Source organism: Mycobacterium sp., from assembly GCF_035623875.1.
GTDB lineage: Bacteria > Actinomycetota > Actinomycetes > Mycobacteriales > Mycobacteriaceae > Mycobacterium.
Window position 1 is genome coordinate 1 of sequence record NZ_DASPSP010000177.1, and the last position, 17089, is coordinate 17089.

12 protein-coding genes and 1 pseudogene are annotated in these 17089 nt (G+C 65.7%); 5 read left to right on the top strand and 8 right to left on the bottom strand.

What is annotated here, in order from left to right; genetic code table 11:
- Window positions 1–200, top strand: a pseudogene (locus VEI45_RS14555) (magnesium chelatase); the annotation flags it as partial.
- Entirely contained in the window at window positions 193–2175 is a 1983-nt protein-coding gene (locus tag VEI45_RS14560) for a VWA domain-containing protein (protein ID WP_324854345.1), read from the top strand. The pseudogene VEI45_RS14555 and the gene VEI45_RS14560, both read left to right, overlap by 8 nt.
- Window positions 2176–2210: 35 nt before the next feature.
- On the opposite strand, the gene VEI45_RS14565 is transcribed toward VEI45_RS14560, so the two are convergent.
- On the bottom strand, window positions 2211–3611 hold the full coding sequence (locus VEI45_RS14565) for a 2-polyprenyl-6-methoxyphenol hydroxylase-like oxidoreductase (RefSeq protein WP_324854347.1): 1401 nt from the start codon (window positions 3609–3611) through the stop codon (window positions 2211–2213).
- 184 nt (window positions 3612–3795) lie between these two features.
- Here VEI45_RS14565 and VEI45_RS14570 point away from each other — a divergent pair, with 184 nt between their 5' ends.
- The 3 genes from VEI45_RS14570 to VEI45_RS14580 all read left to right on the top strand — a co-directional run bounded on the left by VEI45_RS14570 (window position 3796) and on the right by VEI45_RS14580 (window position 7527).
- Window positions 3796–4566: a DUF2071 domain-containing protein gene (locus tag VEI45_RS14570; RefSeq protein ID WP_414687482.1), complete on the top strand. Its 771-nt coding sequence runs from the start codon at window positions 3796–3798 to the stop codon at window positions 4564–4566.
- 300 nt (window positions 4567–4866) lie between these two features.
- Window positions 4867–6357 (top strand): cytochrome P450, encoded by a 1491-nt coding sequence (locus VEI45_RS14575; protein ID WP_414687483.1) that lies wholly within the window; start codon window positions 4867–4869, stop codon window positions 6355–6357.
- A 30-nt stretch (window positions 6358–6387) separates the two neighbouring features.
- The gene (locus VEI45_RS14580) at window positions 6388–7527 is read left to right on the top strand and encodes a sulfotransferase (protein ID WP_324854349.1); all 1140 of its coding nucleotides are present in this window, start codon (window positions 6388–6390) and stop codon (window positions 7525–7527) included.
- Between the two features lie 341 nt (window positions 7528–7868).
- On the opposite strand, the gene VEI45_RS14585 is transcribed toward VEI45_RS14580, so the two are convergent.
- Genes VEI45_RS14585 through VEI45_RS14615 form a run of 7 tightly spaced genes read right to left on the bottom strand, consistent with a single transcriptional unit; the run spans window position 7869 to window position 16948 of the window.
- Window positions 7869–8471, bottom strand: a complete 603-nt coding sequence (locus tag VEI45_RS14585) for a DUF1707 SHOCT-like domain-containing protein (RefSeq protein WP_324854351.1) — start codon at window positions 8469–8471, stop codon at window positions 7869–7871.
- A gap of 46 nt (window positions 8472–8517) precedes the next feature.
- Entirely contained in the window at window positions 8518–9315 is a 798-nt protein-coding gene (locus VEI45_RS14590; protein ID WP_324854353.1) for an enoyl-CoA hydratase family protein, read from the bottom strand.
- Complete coding sequence (locus VEI45_RS14595; RefSeq protein WP_324854355.1) at window positions 9315–10481, bottom strand: acyl-CoA dehydrogenase family protein; 1167 nt, start codon at window positions 10479–10481, stop codon at window positions 9315–9317. The genes VEI45_RS14590 and VEI45_RS14595 overlap by 1 nt, the downstream gene beginning before the upstream one ends.
- Window positions 10478–12481 (bottom strand): biotin carboxylase N-terminal domain-containing protein, encoded by a 2004-nt coding sequence (locus VEI45_RS14600; protein WP_324854357.1) that lies wholly within the window; start codon window positions 12479–12481, stop codon window positions 10478–10480. The genes VEI45_RS14595 and VEI45_RS14600 overlap by 4 nt, the downstream gene beginning before the upstream one ends.
- Before the next feature lie 5 nt (window positions 12482–12486).
- The gene (locus VEI45_RS14605) at window positions 12487–14076 is read right to left on the bottom strand and encodes an acyl-CoA carboxylase subunit beta (protein ID WP_324854392.1); all 1590 of its coding nucleotides are present in this window, start codon (window positions 14074–14076) and stop codon (window positions 12487–12489) included.
- 2 nt (window positions 14077–14078) lie between these two features.
- Window positions 14079–15227: an acyl-CoA dehydrogenase family protein gene (locus tag VEI45_RS14610; protein ID WP_324854359.1), complete on the bottom strand. Its 1149-nt coding sequence runs from the start codon at window positions 15225–15227 to the stop codon at window positions 14079–14081.
- Window positions 15224–16948: an acyclic terpene utilization AtuA family protein gene (locus tag VEI45_RS14615; protein ID WP_324854361.1), complete on the bottom strand. Its 1725-nt coding sequence runs from the start codon at window positions 16946–16948 to the stop codon at window positions 15224–15226. The genes VEI45_RS14610 and VEI45_RS14615 overlap by 4 nt, the downstream gene beginning before the upstream one ends.
- Window positions 16949–17089: the final 141 nt, after the last annotated feature.

Below are 17089 nucleotides of genomic sequence, written 5' to 3' on the forward strand. Positions count from 1 at the left end.
TGACGACGGGTGAGCGGGTCTCGGCGAAGGATGTGCTGGCGGCGCTGCCGGATCTGCCTGTCGTCGAGGCGGTCGCCAGGCGGCTGGGCGCGGAGTCTGAAGGCGAGCGTGCCGCGGCCCTCGAATTGGCCTTGGAGGCACTGTATCTGGCGAAGCGCATCGACAAGGTGTCCGGGGAGGGCGAAACCGTCTATGGCTAAAGGGCATTCGTCACGGTATTCGGCGTACACCGGTGGGCCCGACCCGCTGGCTCCGCCGGTAGACCTACGCGAGGCTCTCGAGCAGATCGGCCAGGACGTCATGGCGGGCACTTCGCCGCGCCGGGCGCTGTCGGAGCTGCTGCGCCGGGGCACCAAGAACATGCCCGGAGCCGACCGGCTGGCCGCAGAGGCCAATCGGCGACGACGAGAGCTGTTGCGCCGCAATAACTTAGATGGGACCTTGCAAGAGATCAAAAAACTCCTCGACGAGGCGGTGCTGGCCGAGCGCAAGGCACTTGCCCGCGCGCTGGACGACGACGCGCGGTTCGGCGAGCTGCAGCTCGACGCGCTGTCGCCATCGCCGGCCAAGGCCGTGCAGGAGCTGTCTGAGTATGACTGGCGCAGCAGCGAGGCCCGCGAAAAGTACGAGCAGATCAAGGATCTGCTCGGACGGGAGATGCTCGACCAGCGCTTCGCCGGCATGAAGCAGGCGCTGGAGGGTGCCACCGACGAAGATCGCCAGCGCGTCACCGAGATGCTCGACGACCTGAACGAACTGCTGGACAAGCACGCCCGCGGCGAGGACACCCAGCAAGACTTTGAAGACTTTATGGACAAGCACGGCGAGTTCTTCCCGGAGAATCCGCGCAATGTCGATGAGCTGCTGGACTCACTGGCCAAGCGGGCCGCCGCCGCGCAGCGGTTCCGCAACAGCTTGAGTCCGGACCAGCGTGCCGAGTTGGATGCGTTGGCGCAGCAGGCATTCGGGTCGCCGGCGCTGATGCAGGCGTTGGATCGACTCGACGCCCACTTGCAGGCGGCCCGGCCCGGCGAGGACTGGGAGGGGTCGGCGCAGTTCTCCGGCGACAACCCGCTGGGCATGGGCGAGGGCGCCCAGGCGCTGGCCGATATCGCCGAGTTGGAGCAACTGGCCGAGCAGCTGTCGCAGAGTTATCCCGGCGCCACCATGGACGACGTCGACCTGGACGCACTGGCGCGCCAGCTTGGTGATGAGGCTGCCATCGATGCGCAAACACTCGCCGAGCTCGAGCGTGCGCTAGTCAATCAAGGGTTCCTGGACCGCAGCTCGGATGGCCAGTGGCGGTTGTCGCCGAAGGCGATGCGAAGGCTCGGCGAAACTGCGTTACGTGATGTAGCACAACAACTTTCCGGCCGTCGCGGCGAACGCGATCACCGACGCGCCGGCGCGGCCGGCGAGCTGACCGGCGCCACTCGGCCCTGGCAGTTCGGCGACACCGAGCCGTGGAACGTCACCCGGACGCTGACCAACGCGGTCCTGCGGCAGTCCGGAACCGCGACCCTCGGCGACCCGAGCCCTGCCATTCACATCACCGTCGACGACGTCGAGGTCTCCGAGACCGAGACCCGGACCCAGGCTGCGGTGGCACTGCTAGTCGACACCTCTTTCTCGATGGTGATGGAGAATCGCTGGCTGCCGATGAAGCGAACCGCGCTGGCACTTGACCACTTGGTGCGCACCCGGTTTCGTTCGGATGCGTTGCAGATCATCGCCTTTGGCCGTTACGCACGCACGATAACCACCGCTGAGCTGATGGGCCTGGAAGGCGTGTACGAGCAGGGTACCAACCTGCATCACGCGCTGGCGCTGGCCGGCCGGCATCTGCGCCGGCACCCCAACGCGCAGCCGGTCCTGTTGGTGGTCACCGACGGAGAGCCGACGGCGCATCTGGAAGACGTCGACGGCGACGGGTCAGCGGTGTTCTTTGACTACCCACCGCATCCGCGGACCATCGCTCACACCGTGCGCGGCTTCGACGATATGGCGCGGTTGGGCGCGCAGGTGACCATCTTCCGGCTGGGCAGCGACCCCGGGCTGGCCCGGTTCATCGATCAGGTTGCGCGCCGGGTCGAAGGTCGCGTCGTGGTTCCCGATCTCGACGGGCTGGGCGCAGCAGTCGTCGGCGACTATCTGCGAGCGCGCCGCCGGCGCTAGCCCCGCCATTAGGCGTCGATGTTTCGGCCGCCGGACTACCGGCCCGGCACCACGCCCGCCATGGGTTCACCGCGCCGGCGGTTGGCCGTGAGCAATCGGACCATTACTGCTGGATGCAGCATCCGGTTTGGCGGGTCGACGAGGTTTAGCACCCGAAAAAAAGTCTCGGTGATTACGATGTCTTCTTCGGCGGCGGTTAGCAATTTGTCTGTGCACCAGTTCGCGAATCGCATCGACAAGGAGTGCCGACCTTTGATCAGCACCGACGAGGATTCAGCGCTCTGAGTCAACATCCAGCCGCGCCGGCGGTTCGCGGTCCAGGCCCGGCCGACTTGCTTGGCAGCGGCTCGGAAGAATCGCCGACTCAAGTCGGCATCTCCGCGGGCTAGAGAGTCGCGAAGCGCAACTGCCTCGAGCGCGGCCACCGACATTCCTTGGCCATAGATGGGATTCAAGCTGCACATCGCATCGCCGAGAACCAGTAGTCCAGCCGGGAATCGTCGCATCTTGTCGTACCGCAGCCACACACTTGCGGGATAACGGTAAATGGACACCTCGCTGAGTGGCTCGGCAGCCCGCAACGCCGCCAGCAGCGGAGGCGGCGCGAATTGCTCGGCGGACACCATCATCTCTGCTCGGTCGGCGGGTGGTTGCTGCCCAGCGAGGCAGCCAATGGCCATGATCCAAGTCCCGTGCTCGTAGGCGAGCAGGGCCCCGTAGATCGACTGTGTGCGCACCGGAAAGACGCAGGTGACCTTCTCCTTAATCGTGCCCGGCGCGATGCGTAACAGCTGACTGGAGTAGGTCAATGGCATCATCGCGGAGCATTGTTTTTTCGGTCGGCCGTAGCCAAGCGTTTCGAGGAATGCGGGTGTGCGGGCACCCCGGCCCGTCGCGTCGATCACCAGATCTGCCTCGAGCACGCATTCGGCACCTGTTTCGCGGTTGGCCACCCGAGCGCCGGTCACTCGGTGCGGCTGATCAGCGATCGGCTCGACGACATCATGGCCGTCCAGGACGCTGACGTTGCCGATGGCACGAACGCGTTGCCGCACATGGGATTCCAACAACGGTCGGCTGGCAATGTAGAGGACCAGCGCTGAAGGTTCGGCGAATGTGCCCGACCTGTTGAGCTCATGGCCGCCCACTCGCATCGACACCCTTGCGAGGTTGCCTTCATCGCACAAGTTCGCACCGGCGGCGACGAGATCGTCGAGCAGCCCGGGGAATAACCGATCCAGCGCGTGTGAGCCGCTACTCAAGAGTGCGTGCAGGTGCCGCCCATGCGGCACCCCCCGCCGCTGAGCGGAAGTGTGTGGCAGCACGTCGCGCTCGACGATCGTGACGGTCTCGTAGAACTCCGAAACCACCCGAGCGGCAAGCAATCCTGCCATGCCTGCACCAAGGACAACGGCTCGCTTACCGAGCGCGCTCATCCGACATTCCTCCGCTGCGAGATGTTTGCCGACTGCTTCGCAGTGTTGGCCGCCCTGGTTTCCACGGCCCGCCCGTTCAACTGTAGTGCCAAGCAAACACCTGCGTCGGGTCGATGAGACCGTCGACACCGTGTCGCCGGGTAACGGCTACGTCCTTCGACTCTGGCCGTGTGACGATGGCGGGGTGACCGCGACACCAGATCCTTCCGCCAACGACTCCAGGGCGATCTCGATGCTCGCCGGCCACCCGGTCACACCGCCACCCCTGCCTCGTCCGGTCCTTGCCCGCCAACGCTGGGGTGACCTCACCTTTGTGCATTGGCCGGTGCACCCAGAGAGCGTTGCGGATATGTACCCACCTGGCACCCGCCCCGACGTCTTCGCCGACGGGATGACCTACGTCGCCTTGGTGCCGTTCGCCATGAGCGGTCTCGGGCTGGGGACCGCGCCGCCAATCCCGTACTTCGGCGCCTTCCTAGAGACGGACATCTGGCTGTGCTCGATCGATGACGCCGGCCGCCATGGCGTCCTCATGCGGTCCGTAGAGACGGCTCGCCTAGCGGTTGTTCCGCTCACCCGAATCGTCGGCTTGCCCTCTACGTGGGCGAGGATGCGGATGACCCGCTCCGGCGACCGAGTCACCTACTACAGCGTGCGGCGCTGGCCGCGGCGCCGCCCGCGGTGCCGACTTACGATCAACGTGGGTGAAGTGGTCGAACCGACGCCGCTGGAGGTCTGGCTCACTGCTCGATGGGGCGCGCACATCCGCACGCCCCGCCGGACCTGGTGGATCCCCGACGAGCACGAGCCGTGGCCCTTGCGCGCGGCGGAGATTCTCGACCTCGACGACGACCTGCTGGACGCCAGCGGTGTGAGACCCGCCGGCCCGCACCTACGCGCACTGTTCTCGCCAGGGGTGCGCTCCCGCTTCGGCCGCCCCACCGTGGTCAGGTAGGGACGCAGAGCGGGTTGGCAACCAACCCGCTTTCTCGGGTGGAGCCGGCGCCGTGCCCGCTTGGGAGAGCTCACTGAACAGCGATCGCGCCTGGGCGGTGCGGACTTCTCCGGATCAGCGGTGGCGGATTCCGTTTGTTAAGACGCTGCTTCTCGGCCAACGTGGCGCTAACCGCGAGTTTCCTGCGGTACCAAGACGGTTCAGATCGCGTTAACCAGAACTGAGCGCCAATGCGACACCGTGCGGCTAGCCTAGTAGCATCTCCCGGATGCTCACGTGCCCTTTAATGCCGGGAGTGCCATGACGGGAACACGGGTCACTTCCGTGACAGGACAGGGCGGGGTGCCGCACGGTGCGTGCCCGTTTGGCGGCGGCAACATTCTGCGGACCGGGGAAGGCGTGCCGGCGCCGACTGACAAAGCTCTGTGTGAGCGCTTGCCTTCTCGGGCCGGTTTTCCGGTCTCCGCAAGGCTGCGGCGCGACGCGCGGCTGGTGCGAATCCATGGGCCCGAGCTCGTGAAGGGACTCACACTGAGGGCAGCCGGGAAGGCCCGGTCGAGGCTGCTCGGCAATAGTGCCCGGAAGTATGTGCAGCTCACGGACTTTGACCCTTTGGACCCTGCGATAGCCGCCGACCCATACCCCCATTACCGGAAGTTGCTGTCGGGCGAGCGGGTGCATTACAACCCCACCCATGACGTTTATATCCTGAGCCGATACGCCGACGTCCGCGCGGCTGCGCGTAACTATCGCGCGTTGTCTAGCGCCCGTGGAGTCACCTTTTCCCGCCTGCGGCTGCCCTTCCTCCCCACGTCCGATCCGCCTGTGCACACCCGGATGCGCAAGCAACTGGCGGCGGGTTTCACCCGCGGCGCTTTGGAATCGTGGCGTCCGATGATCGACCACCTTGCCCGAGAGTTGGTTGACGGGCTGCTGACCCAGACAACGGCCGATGTAGTTTCCGCGGTGGCGGCACCCATGCCGATGCGCACTATCACCCATATTCTCGGCATACCGGGTCGCGATCAGGCCGCTTTCTGCCGCTTGTCCAACCGGGTAATCCGGATCACCGAGGTCGACCTGTCAGCGTCCGGGCTGTGGTCGCTTGTCCACAGTTTCTCCGGGTTTCGGCACCTACATGCCTTCTTCACCGACGGGTTGCGCCACGACGGGCTGCTGGCACAGCAGACCGTTCTCGGACAACTCGCTGTGCACGCCGAGCATGGTCGGCTCAGCGACGAAGAACTGTCCTTCTTCGCCTTGCTGCTGCTGGTTGCGGGCTATGAGACCACCGCCAATCTGCTCAGCACCTTGTTCCTCACGCTCGCAGAGTATCCAGACCAGCTGAAGCTCCTTGCGCAGCAACCGGAGCTGATACCGTCGGCGATCGAGGAGCAACTTCGCTTTGCGTCCCCAGTCCAAAATATCTGCCGCACAACGCGCGCCGACTATCCCGTCGGCCGGACCGTCATCCCGGCGGGCTCCCTCGTGCTGCTGGCGTGGGGTGCGGCCAACCGCGACCCGCGGCAATTCGATGACCCGGATGTCTTTCGCGCCGACCGCAATCCGGCTGGGCACCTCGCGTTCGGCTCCGGCATCCACTTGTGCCCCGGGGCCCAACTGGCGAGGATGGAGGGCCAGGCGGTGCTGCGTGAGATCGTCGAGAACATCGACCGGATAGAGGTGGTGGACTCGCCGACGTGGTCGACAAACGCCAACCTTCGCGGTCTGACCCGGTTACGGGTCGCCGTGACGCGCCGCGCACCCGCGTCGCGCCTAACGCACATCTGATTGCGCATTAACGGTCAGCAGGAACCCGCGATGCAAGCCCCACGCTCCTCGCCCCTGGTTTCCTGGTGGCGCGAGTGGGCAGCCCCGCTGTGGATCGGTTGCAACTTCTCTGCCTGGACGCGTCTGCTGATCCGTAACCGTTTCGCCGTGCACTGGAGTCGCTGGCACTTCGCTGTCTTGTACACGTTTCTCAGTGTCGTGCACTCATATCTGGGCTTCTGGCAGAAAGTGCTATTCGGCAGGCGGGTGGCCAATACGGTGATCGCCGATCCACCGATATTCATCGTCGGGCACTGGCGCACCGGCACCACCCTGCTCCACGAACTGTTGGTCCTCGACGAACGCTTCACCGGCCCGACGAGTTATGAATGCCTTGTGCCACACCATTTTCTGCTGACCGAGTGGGTCGCGCCGTGGTTGAAATTTCTGGTGTCGAGGCACCGGGCTATGGACAACATGGATTTGAGCTTGCATCACCCGCAGGAGGACGAATTCGTGTGGTGCATGCTCGGGCAGCCCTCGCCTTATCTGACCATTGCGTTCCCGAACCGGCCACAGCAGTTTCTGCAGTATCTGGATTTGGAGCAGCTGACACCCCGGGAGCTAGAAGCGTGGAAACAGACCCTCTTCCGATTCGTTCAACAACTGTACTTCCGGCATCGCAAGCGGGTGATCCTTAAGAACCCGCCGCATAGTTTCCGCATCAAGGTGCTGTCGGACCTATTTCCGCAGGCGAAGTTCGTCCACATCGTCAGAGATCCCTACGTGGTCTACCCGTCGACCATTCATCTTCGGCAGTCGCTGTATCGAAAACACGGCCTGCAACGGCCGACATTCACAGGATTGGACGAACAGGTTCTGTCCACGTACATCGACCTATATCGAAAGTTGGACGAAGGGCGCAAACTCGTCGATCCGTCACACTTCTACGAATTGCGCTACGAGGATCTGATCGCCGATCCCGAGGGGCAGCTGCGCCGACTCTACGAGCATCTGGGACTGGGCGGCTTCGAGCAATACCGACTGCGCCTGCGACAGTACCTTGCCGACCATGCCGACTACGAAACGAACACCTACGAACTGACGGCTGAACAGCGTGCCATCGTCGCTGAGCGCTGGGGAGAAGTCATTCACCGCTACCGCTATGGTCAAGCATCCGCGGTGGGTTGATCGGTCGAACTCGCGACTCGCCTGGACCTCTGCGTTACAGCTCATTGTTGAGCTAGAGGATAACCGCCCCAAAGTAATTCAGGATCCTGGCGGTCAGGACCTCTGCCCGGCAATGTCGATGCCAACAACGCGAGCCGAATAGTTGGCGAGGTCCAGCTATGACTCTCCATGGTTGGCAAGCTCGTTGCCCAGCTGCCACAGCACGTCAGGAGTCGCCCGCAATTCCTCGGCTATAACCGCCCTTGCCTTCAATTGATCCGCGGCGTAGTCGTTCCTGCCGGAATATCGCACGACGAGCAAGCTTCAGTCACCGTCCGCGAAGTGACAGGGCGTTTGCCCACCTATTGCTGGGTCTTACGGTTCTTCCGCTTGACGCCGACACCGCCCCACAGTGAGAAACCGCGAATCCGCACGGTCGGCGCACCGGGCGTGCCTTCGCCGGCAACGTGGTGGTCGAACCCACCCATCACACCGTGGCCCCTGATCTCGACGTTGACTTCGGGGGGCAGCAGGATGGTCTGTCCACCCATAATTGAATACGCGTGGATCTCGACCTCGGTCGAGGTGAAGTCGGCGTAGCGGAGGTCTATCACGCCGCCACCCCACAGCGCGAACGTCGTCAATTTCTTGGGCACGTTCCATCGACCGCGCCGCTCGAACGCGCTCATGATCGCCAATAGCAGCATCGACGGCGCGGGTTTGCAGGCGCCGCCCCGTTGCGGGCTCACCGACGACCCCAGCAGGTCGGACCGCAGGCGATCCAGCTCGTCGTAGGTCTGAGCCGCGTATGCCCTGGTGAGTCGGTCTTCGTAGTCGCTCATCTGCAGGCGGCCCTGAGCGGCGGCGTCGGTGAGCAACTGGGCGACCTGTATGCGGTCGGTATCGGCGGCACGCATCGTGGCGTTCCGCTGGTCTGGCGCGCCTCGCTGCGCTGAATTGCTCATCAGTTACGAGCGTACGACGATCAGAATTTGCCGCAAGCGAACTTCGCTAAACTGTGTCGCTTCCCAGTTCGGCGGCCCACTGTGGCGGGCGTTTCTGCAGGAAAGCGAGCATGCCCTCGCGAGCTTCGTCGGAGACGAACAGTCGCGCCGAGTCGGTGCTGAGCCGCTCGGCGTCACGGTCAAAGCCGTCAAGGACAGCGGCGGTGGTCAGTGCTTTGGACGCGGCCAGCCCCTGCGGTGAGGCCCGTCCGATGTCGGCAACGAGCGATGCCACCACGGCATCGACGTCGTCGGTGGCCATCGTGATCAGCCCGATCGCGGCGGCGGTGGCGGCGTCGAACGTTTCGCCGGTCAGGTAGTAGCGGGCTGCGGCACGGGCGGACATCTTCGGCAGCAGAGTCAGCGAGATGATCGCCGGGGCGACTCCGATCCGGGCCTCGGTCAACGCGAAGGTGCTGCGCGGACCGGCGACGGCGATATCGCTCGCGCCGACCAGGCCCATTCCGCCGGCACGGACATGGCCGTCGACGGCGACGATCACCGGCAGCGGCGACTCGACGATCGCGCGCAGCAACGCGGCTGCTTCGCGCGATCGCTCGGCGGCCATCTCGAACGGATCTGCACTCGTTGTTGCCGACCCTTCCGACAGGTCGGCCCCGGCGCAGAAGGTGCCGCCGCTGTGCCCGAGCACCACGGCCCGGACCAGGGGATCGGCGGCCGCATCGCGCAGGCCCTGGTGCAACTGGGTGACCAGCGTGGCGGAAAGCGCGTTGCGGTTGTGCGGCGAGTTCAGCGTGAGCCGCGCGACGTGCCCGTCAATTGCGTATTCGACCAGTCTGTCCATCAGTAGGACCGGGGCAGTCCCAGCGACGTCTGCGCCACGAAGTTGAGCACCATCTCCCGGCTCACCGGCGCGATCCGGCCCAGCCGGGCCGACGCCAGCATGGCGGCGACCCCGTACTCCTTGGTCAGGCCATTGCCGCCCATGGACTGCACGGCCTGGTCCACCGAGCGGGTGGCTGCTTCGGCGGCAGCGTATTTGGCCATGTTCGCGGCCTCGGCTGCGCGCATATCGTCACCGCTGTCGTAGAGCGTCGCCGCCTTCTGCATCATCAGCTTGGCGAGTTCGACCTCAATGTGGCACTGCGCCAACGGATGTGACAGGCCCTGGTGCGCACCGATCGGGGTAGACCACACCTGGCGGGTCTTGACGTAGTCTGCGGCCCGCTCCAGCGCGAACCGTCCCATGCCGACCGAGCTGGCCGCGCCCATGATGCGCTCCGGGTTCAGGCCGGCGAAAAGCTGTGCGATCGCGGCATCTTCGGCCCCGACAAGGGCATCTGCGGGCAGCCGGACATCGTCGAGGAAGACCTGGAACTGCCGCTCGGGGCTGATCAGCTCCATTTCGATTGGGGTGTAGGTAAAGCCGGGTGCATCGGTGGGCACGACGAACAGCGCCGGCCGCAGCTTGCCGGTTTTGGCTTCTTCGGTGCGCGCGACGACCAGCACGGCCTGCGCCTGGTCGATGCCGGAGATGTAGACCTTCTGGCCCTTGAGGATCCAGTCGCCGCCGTCGCGACGGGCGGTTGTGGTGATCTTGTGCGAGTTGGATCCGGCATCCGGCTCGGTGATCGCGAATGCCATCGTCAACGAGCCGTCGGCGATGCCGGGAATCCAGCGCTTCTTCTGCTCTTCGGTGCCGAACTTGCTGATGATCGTGCCGTTGATAGCGGGCGACACCACCATCAGCAGCAGCGCGCTACCCGCAGCCGCCATCTCCTCCATCACCAGCGACAACTCATACATCCCGGCACCGCCGCCGCCGTATTCTTCAGGGAGATTCACTCCGAGGAAGCCGAGTTTGCCTGCCTCCTGCCACAATTCGTCGGTGTGTTCGTGCGCACGGGCCTTCTTCAGGTAGTACTCGCTGCCATAGCCGGACGCCCACGCGGCCACGGACTTGCGCAGTGCCCGGCGCTCCTCGTTTTCGATAAAGCTGGTGTCGGTCATTGCGAATCTCCTTCTTGAACGCTTTCGGGCGATTCCACCCTTGCCAGGACGGCGCCAACTTCGACTTGCTGGCCGGTGTTCACGTTGAGCTCGGCGAGCACCCCGTCGGTCGGGGCGGTGACGGTGTGCTCCATCTTCATCGCCTCCAGCCAGATCAGCGGCTGGCCGGCGGTGACGGTGTCGCCGACCGCGGCACCCAGGCGGATGACGTTGCCGGGCATGGGTGCTACCAGCGAGCCCTCTTCGACGGCCGAGCCCGGCTCGGGGAAGCGCGGCAGTGCTACCAGGTGCACGGGGCCGCGCGCCGAGTCGACATAGATGTGTTGGCCGTGGCGCGCGACCGCGAAACTGCACGCCACGCCATCGCCGTCGGCCAGCACGACTTCGTCTTCGGCTGCGAAAACCAGCTGCGCCGGCTCGTCATCGGCCAGGATCAATCCCGTTCTGGTGAAGCGGTATTCAACCCGGTGCTGGTCGTCGGCATCATCGCGGTAAGTCTTGACCTGGTACCCCGACGCAAGGTTGCGCCATCCGCTGGGAATCGAGCTCAGGACGGTGGCGGTCACGCGATTGTGTGCGGCGTCGGCCAGCGCCGCGGCGATCGCCGACAGTCGGATCACGCCGGCGTCGGCCAGCGGCGCGGAGAGCTGCGCCAACCCATGGGTGTCGAAGAACGCGGTGTCGGTGGCGCCGTCCAGGAAGGCCGGATGGCGCAGCACATTGACCAGCAGCTCGCGGTTGGTGCGCAAGCCGTGCAGGTGGGCTCTGGCCAGCGCGTCGGCGAGTACCAGCGCCGATTGCCGCCGCGTCGGAGCGTACGAGATCACCTTGGCGAGCATCGGGTCGTAGTGAATCGACACCGCGAACCCGTCGGCAGATTCGGGATCCAAGCCCGAATCCAGCCGAATGCCGGTGCGCCGTCCCAGCGTTGAGAACTCGGACCGGACGGCCGGCACTTCAAACGTGTCGACCACGCCGGCCTGCGGCTGCCAGCCTCGAGCGGGATCTTCGGCGTAGAGTCGGGCTTCGATCGAATGCCCTTGAGCAGCGGGGGGTTCGGGGTCCAGCCGGCCGCCTTCGGCCACCGCAAGCTGCAGCTCGACTAGATCGAGCCCGGTGGTCTCCTCGGTGACCGGGTGCTCGACTTGTAGCCGGGTGTTCATTTCCAGGAAGTAGAACTCGCCGTTATCGTCGGCGAGGAATTCCACCGTCCCGGCGCCGGTGTAGCCGATCGCGCCGGCGGCTAGCCGTGCCGCGTCGAACAACTTGGCCCGCATTCCCGGTGTGCGCTCGACCAATGGCGACGGCGCTTCTTCGATGATCTTTTGGTGGCGACGCTGAATCGAGCATTCCCGTTCGCCGACGGCCCACACAGTGCCGTGGGTATCGGCGAGTACCTGGACCTCGACGTGGTGGCCGGTAGGCAGGTAGCGCTCGCAGAAGACGGTCGGGTCGCCGAACGCGGACTGCGCCTCCCGCCGCGCCGCCTCAACTTCGGCTGGCAGGGCAGACAATTCGCGAACCACCCGCATCCCGCGACCGCCACCGCCTGCGGAGGCCTTGACCAGCACCGGCAGCTGGCCTTCGGTGACGGTGTCGGGGTCGAGCTCGTCGAGTACCGGCACGCCGGCCGCAGCCATCATCTTCTTCGACTCGATCTTGGAGCCCATTGCCCGCACCGCGTCGACCGGTGGGCCGACCCAGATCAGGCCTGCGTTTTGCACCGCGGCCGCGAACTCGGCGTTCTCCGAGAGGAATCCATAGCCGGGGTGCACCGCGTCGGCACCGGCCGCGCGGGCCGCGGCGATGATCGCCTCGGCGTTGAGGTAGTCGTTGATCCGCGGCAGCCGGACCCGGGCGTCGGCCTCGGCGGCGTGCGGCGCTGCAGCGTCGGGATCGGTGTAGACGGCGACGGTGCCCAGTCCCAGCCGGCGGCAGGTGGCGAACACCCGCCGGGCGATCTCGCCGCGGTTGGCCACCAGAACTCGAGTGATTCCCATCAGCGTCACATCCGGAAGACGCCGAAGTTCGACGTCCCTTTGATCGGGCCATTGGCGATGGCGGACAAACACATTCCCAGTACGGTGCGGGTGTCGCGCGGGTCGATCACCCCGTCGTCGTAGAGCATCCCGGACAACACCAACGGTAGCGACTCAGCCTCGATCTGACCTTCGACCGCGGCCCGCATCGCCGCGTCGGCTTCCTCGTCGACTTTTTGGCCGCGGGCCTCGGCGGCGGCCCGGCTCACGATGGACAACACCCCGGCCAGCTGGGCGCCGCCCATCACGGCGGCTTTAGCGCTGGGCCAGGCGAACAAGAACCGCGGGTCATAGGCCCGGCCGCACATGCCGTAGTGGCCGGCGCCGTACGATGCACCGATCAGTAACGAGATGTGGGGCACCGTCGAGTTGGAGACGGCGTTGATCATCATCGATCCGTGCTTGATCATGCCGCCCTCTTCGTAATCCTTGCCCACCATGTACCCGGTGGTGTTGTGCAAGAACAACAGTGGCGTGTTGGACCGGTTGGCCAGCTGGATGAACTGGGTCGCCTTCTGCGACTCCTCGCTGAAGAGAATACCGCGCGCGTTGGCCAGGATCCCCAGCGGGTAGCCGTGCAACCGGGCCCAGCCGGTGACCAGCGACGAGCCGTACATAGCTTTGAATTCGTCGAATTCGGAGCCGTCGACGATGCGGGCGATCACTTCGCGCGGGTCGAACGGGACGCGCAAATCGGAGGGCACGATGCCGATCAGTTCCTCGGCGTCGAACAGCGGCTCGATGACCGCTCCGGGTGCGGGTCCCTGTTTGACCCAGTTCAGCCGTGCCACGATGCGACGCCCGATGCGGATAGCGTCGAGTTCGTCGACGGCGAAGTAGTCAGCCAAACCCGATATGCGGGAGTGCATTTCGGCACCGCCCAGCGACTCGTCGTCGGACTCCTCGCCGGTGGCCATCTTCACCAGCGGCGGGCCGGCCAGAAAGACCTTCGAGCGTTCTTTGATCATCACGACGTGATCGGACATCCCGGGCACGTACGCGCCGCCCGCGGTGGAGTTACCGAACACCAGGGCAATGGTGGGGATCCCGGCCGCCGACAAGCGGGTCAGGTCACGGAACATCCGCCCGCCGGGGACGAAGATTTCCTTCTGGGTCGGCAGGTCCGCCCCGCCGGATTCGACCAACGAGATCACCGGTAGTCGGTTCTCAAACGCTATCTGGTTGGCCCGCAGTATCTTTTTCAGTGTCCATGGGTTGCTCGTGCCGCCTTTGACCGTGGGGTCGTTGGCGACGATCATGCATTCCACTCCGCTGACTGCGCCGATCCCGGTGGCCAGGCTGGCGCCCACCTGGAATTCGCTGCCCCAGGCCGCGAGCGGGCTCAGTTCGAGGAACGGGGAGTCAGGGTCGACGAGCAGCTCGATGCGTTCCCGGGCGGTCAGCTTGCCGCGGGCGTGGTGACGCTCGACGTACTTGGGGCCCCCGCCGCCGAGCGCTTTGGCGAGTTCGGCTTCGATTTCAACGAGTCGCGTGCTCGCCGCCGCGGCGGCGTCGGAATAGGCGTCGCCCGCGGGGTCAAGAGTGGATCTCAGCACGGTCATGACTGGAATCCCAGGGTCTTCGCGGCCAGTGAGGTCAGGATTTCGGTGGTGCCGCCGCCGATGCCGAGGATCCGCATGTCGCGGTACTGGCGCTCGACTTCGGATTCGGACATGTATCCCATACCGCCGAACAGCTGGACGGCTTGGTTGGCCACCCATTCGCCAGCCTCGACGGCGGTGTTCTTGGCGAAACACACCTGCGCAATCAGGTTGGTCTCGCCGGCCAGTTGGCGCTCCACCACGTTGCGCGCGTAGACGCGGGCGACGTCGATGCGACGGGCCATCTCGGCGAGCGTGTTCTGCACGGGTTGCCGCGAGATCAGCGGCCGGCCGAACGTCTCCCGGTCGCGGCACCACTGCGCGGTGATGTCCAGGCACCGCTGAGCGCTCGAATACGCTTGCGCGGCAAGCGCAATGCGCTCGGAGACGAAGGCCTGCGCGATCTGGGCGAAGCCGGTGTTCTCCGCCCCGACCAGGTTGGCCGCCGGCACGGCCGCGTCGGTGTAGGACAGCTCCGCGGTGTCCGAGGACCGCCAGCCCATCTTGTCCAGCTTGCGGGTGACTTGAAAACCAGGAGTATCCCGGTCCACCACCAGCAACGAAACCCCGCCCGCGCCGGGCCCACCCGTGCGGACCGCGGTGACGACGTAGTCGGCGCGTACTCCGGAGGTGATGTAGGTCTTGGCACCGTTGACGACGTAGTGATCGCCGGCCCGCGCTGCCGTGGTCCGCAAGTGGCCGACATCCGAGCCCCCGCCGGGTTCGGTGATGGCCAACGCGCCGATCAGCTCGCCGGCCAACGTCGGGCGGACGAACGTGTCGATCAGCCGCGCATCGCCGGACGCGATCATGTGCGGCACCGCGATGCCGCAGGTGAACAGCGACGCGAACACGCCACCGGGGACACCGGCCTCGTGCAGCTCTTCGCAGATCACCACCGCGTCGGCGCCATCTCCGCCACCGCCACCCGCAGTGTCGGGGAAGTTCGCGCCGAGCAATCCGGCGGCGCCTGCGCGCCGGTGCAACTCGCGCGGCAACTCACCGATTCGCTCCCACTCGTCGACGTGGGGCAAGATCTCCCGCTCGGCGAATGATCGCGTGGTCTTGCGGAGCTGATCGCGCTCCGGTGTGTCCCAGATGTTCACAGCAGCCTTTCCGGAATGTCGACGTGGCGGCTACGCAGCCATTCCCCCAGCCCCTTGGCCTGGGGGTCGAATCGCGCCTGGTAGGCAACGCCCTGGCCGAGGATGTCGTCGATGACGAAGTTGACCGCACGCAGGTTGGGCAGCAGGTGGCGGGTGACCGGCAGGTCGGCCGTCTCGGGCAGCAGCTCCTTGAGGAATTCGACGGTCAGTGTGTTGGCCAGCCAGCGCCACTGCTCTTCGGTGCGTACCCATACTCCGACGTTGGCCGACCCCCCCTTGTCACCGCTGCGGGCCGCGGCGATCCGGCCCAGCGGCACACGACGGGTCGGCGCGAAAGGCAACGGCTCCGGCAGCGGCGGCGGATCGACCGATACTAGCTCGAGAGTATCTGTGGCGCAAGGAATCTCGACGCGGGTGCCGTCAGCGTGCACAGCTGTGTGCGGCACCTTGGTGGCGTCGACATAGCCGGGGGTGAACACCCCGTACACCTGACCGTCGCCGGGCGGCGCGGTGACGGTAAAACCCGGGTAGCTGGCCAGTGCCAATTCCACTGCGGCCGAAGAAAATTGGCGTCCGACATTCGCCGGGTCGGGGTCGCGGACCACGCAGTGAAGCAACGCGCTGGCCGCTTCTTCGGTATCGGCGTCGGCGTGATCGGTACGGGCCAGCGTCCATTCCAACTCGGCGGGCTTGACGGCGGGCTTGACAATGAGCAGAGCCTCTAATTGGCGACGCACCAACTCGGCCTTTTCTTCGATATCCAGGCCGGTCAGCACGAACGTCATCGCGTTGCGGAACCCGCCGATGCTGTTCAGCGAGACCTTCAGCGTGGGCGGCGGTGGTTCGCCGGCCACGCCGCTGATCCGCACCCGATCGGCGCCGTCGGCGGACAGTTCGATGGTATCCATCCGGGCCGTGACGTCCGGGTTGGCGTAGCGGGCGCCGGCCACCTCGTAGAGCAATTGCGCGGTGACGGTGTCGGCGCTGACCAAACCGCCGGTGCCCGGGTGCTTGGTGATCACCGACGAGCCGTCGGCGTGGATCTCGGCCAGCGGGAAACCGGCATAGGTCAAATCCGGGACCTCGGTGAAAAACGAGAAATTGCCGCCGGTGGCCTGGATGCCGCATTCGATCACGTGGCCGGCGACCACGGCGCCGGCCAGCTGGTGATAGTCGGTCCGGTCCCAGCCGAAATGCGCGGCCGCCGGCGCGACGGTCACCGACGCATCGGTTACCCGGCCGGTCACGACGACGTCGGCGCCGCTGTTGAGGCAGTCGACGATGCCCCAGGCCCCCAGATAGGCGTTGGCGGTCAGCGGTGCGCCCAGCCCCAGCTCCTCGGCGCGGGGCGCCAGGTCGTCGCCGTCGACGTGAGCGACCCGCGCCGGTACCCCCAGGTGCTGCGCCAGGGCGCGCACCGCGTCGGCGAGGCCGGCGGGGTTCAGGCCGCCGGCGTTGGCGACGATGCGTACCCCGCGCTCGTGCGCCAGCCCCAGGCATTCCTCGAGTTGCGTCAGGAAGGTCTTGGCGTAGCCACGTTCAGGGTGTTTCATACGGTCGCGGCCGAGGATCAGCATGGTCAACTCGGCCAGGTAGTCACCGGTGAGATAGTCCAGATCGCCGCCGGTGAGCATCTCGCGCATCGCGGAGTGCCGGTCGCCGTAGAACCCCGAGCAGTTCCCGATCCGGACTGGAACTGAAGGAATAGAAGAAAAAGCCATCCCTGTCCTCTCTCCAGCCGGACGTACCAACCAACCGGTAGGTTAGCGGGTACCGCGGGTGTCACGTCAAGGATGCTCCCCGCCGGGCGGCAAAGCGATCGGTGCCGATTTTTGTGAGCAGCAGGTCACCGACTACTATTG

Coding starts and splice junctions, on each gene's coding strand:
- VEI45_RS14560 (WP_324854345.1), top strand. CDS start 193: ATGGCTAAAGGGCATTCGTCACGGTATTCGGCGTACACCGGTGGGCCC.
- VEI45_RS14565 (WP_324854347.1), bottom strand. CDS start 3,611: ATGAGCGCGCTCGGTAAGCGAGCCGTTGTCCTTGGTGCAGGCATGGCA.
- VEI45_RS14590 (WP_324854353.1), bottom strand. CDS start 9,315: ATGGACAGACTGGTCGAATACGCAATTGACGGGCACGTCGCGCGGCTC.
- VEI45_RS14580 (WP_324854349.1), top strand. CDS start 6,388: ATGCAAGCCCCACGCTCCTCGCCCCTGGTTTCCTGGTGGCGCGAGTGG.
- VEI45_RS14585 (WP_324854351.1), bottom strand. CDS start 8,471: ATGAGCAATTCAGCGCAGCGAGGCGCGCCAGACCAGCGGAACGCCACG.
- VEI45_RS14600 (WP_324854357.1), bottom strand. CDS start 12,481: ATGGGAATCACTCGAGTTCTGGTGGCCAACCGCGGCGAGATCGCCCGG.
- VEI45_RS14615 (WP_324854361.1), bottom strand. CDS start 16,948: ATGGCTTTTTCTTCTATTCCTTCAGTTCCAGTCCGGATCGGGAACTGC.
- VEI45_RS14575 (WP_414687483.1), top strand. CDS start 4,867: ATGACGGGAACACGGGTCACTTCCGTGACAGGACAGGGCGGGGTGCCG.
- VEI45_RS14595 (WP_324854355.1), bottom strand. CDS start 10,481: ATGACCGACACCAGCTTTATCGAAAACGAGGAGCGCCGGGCACTGCGC.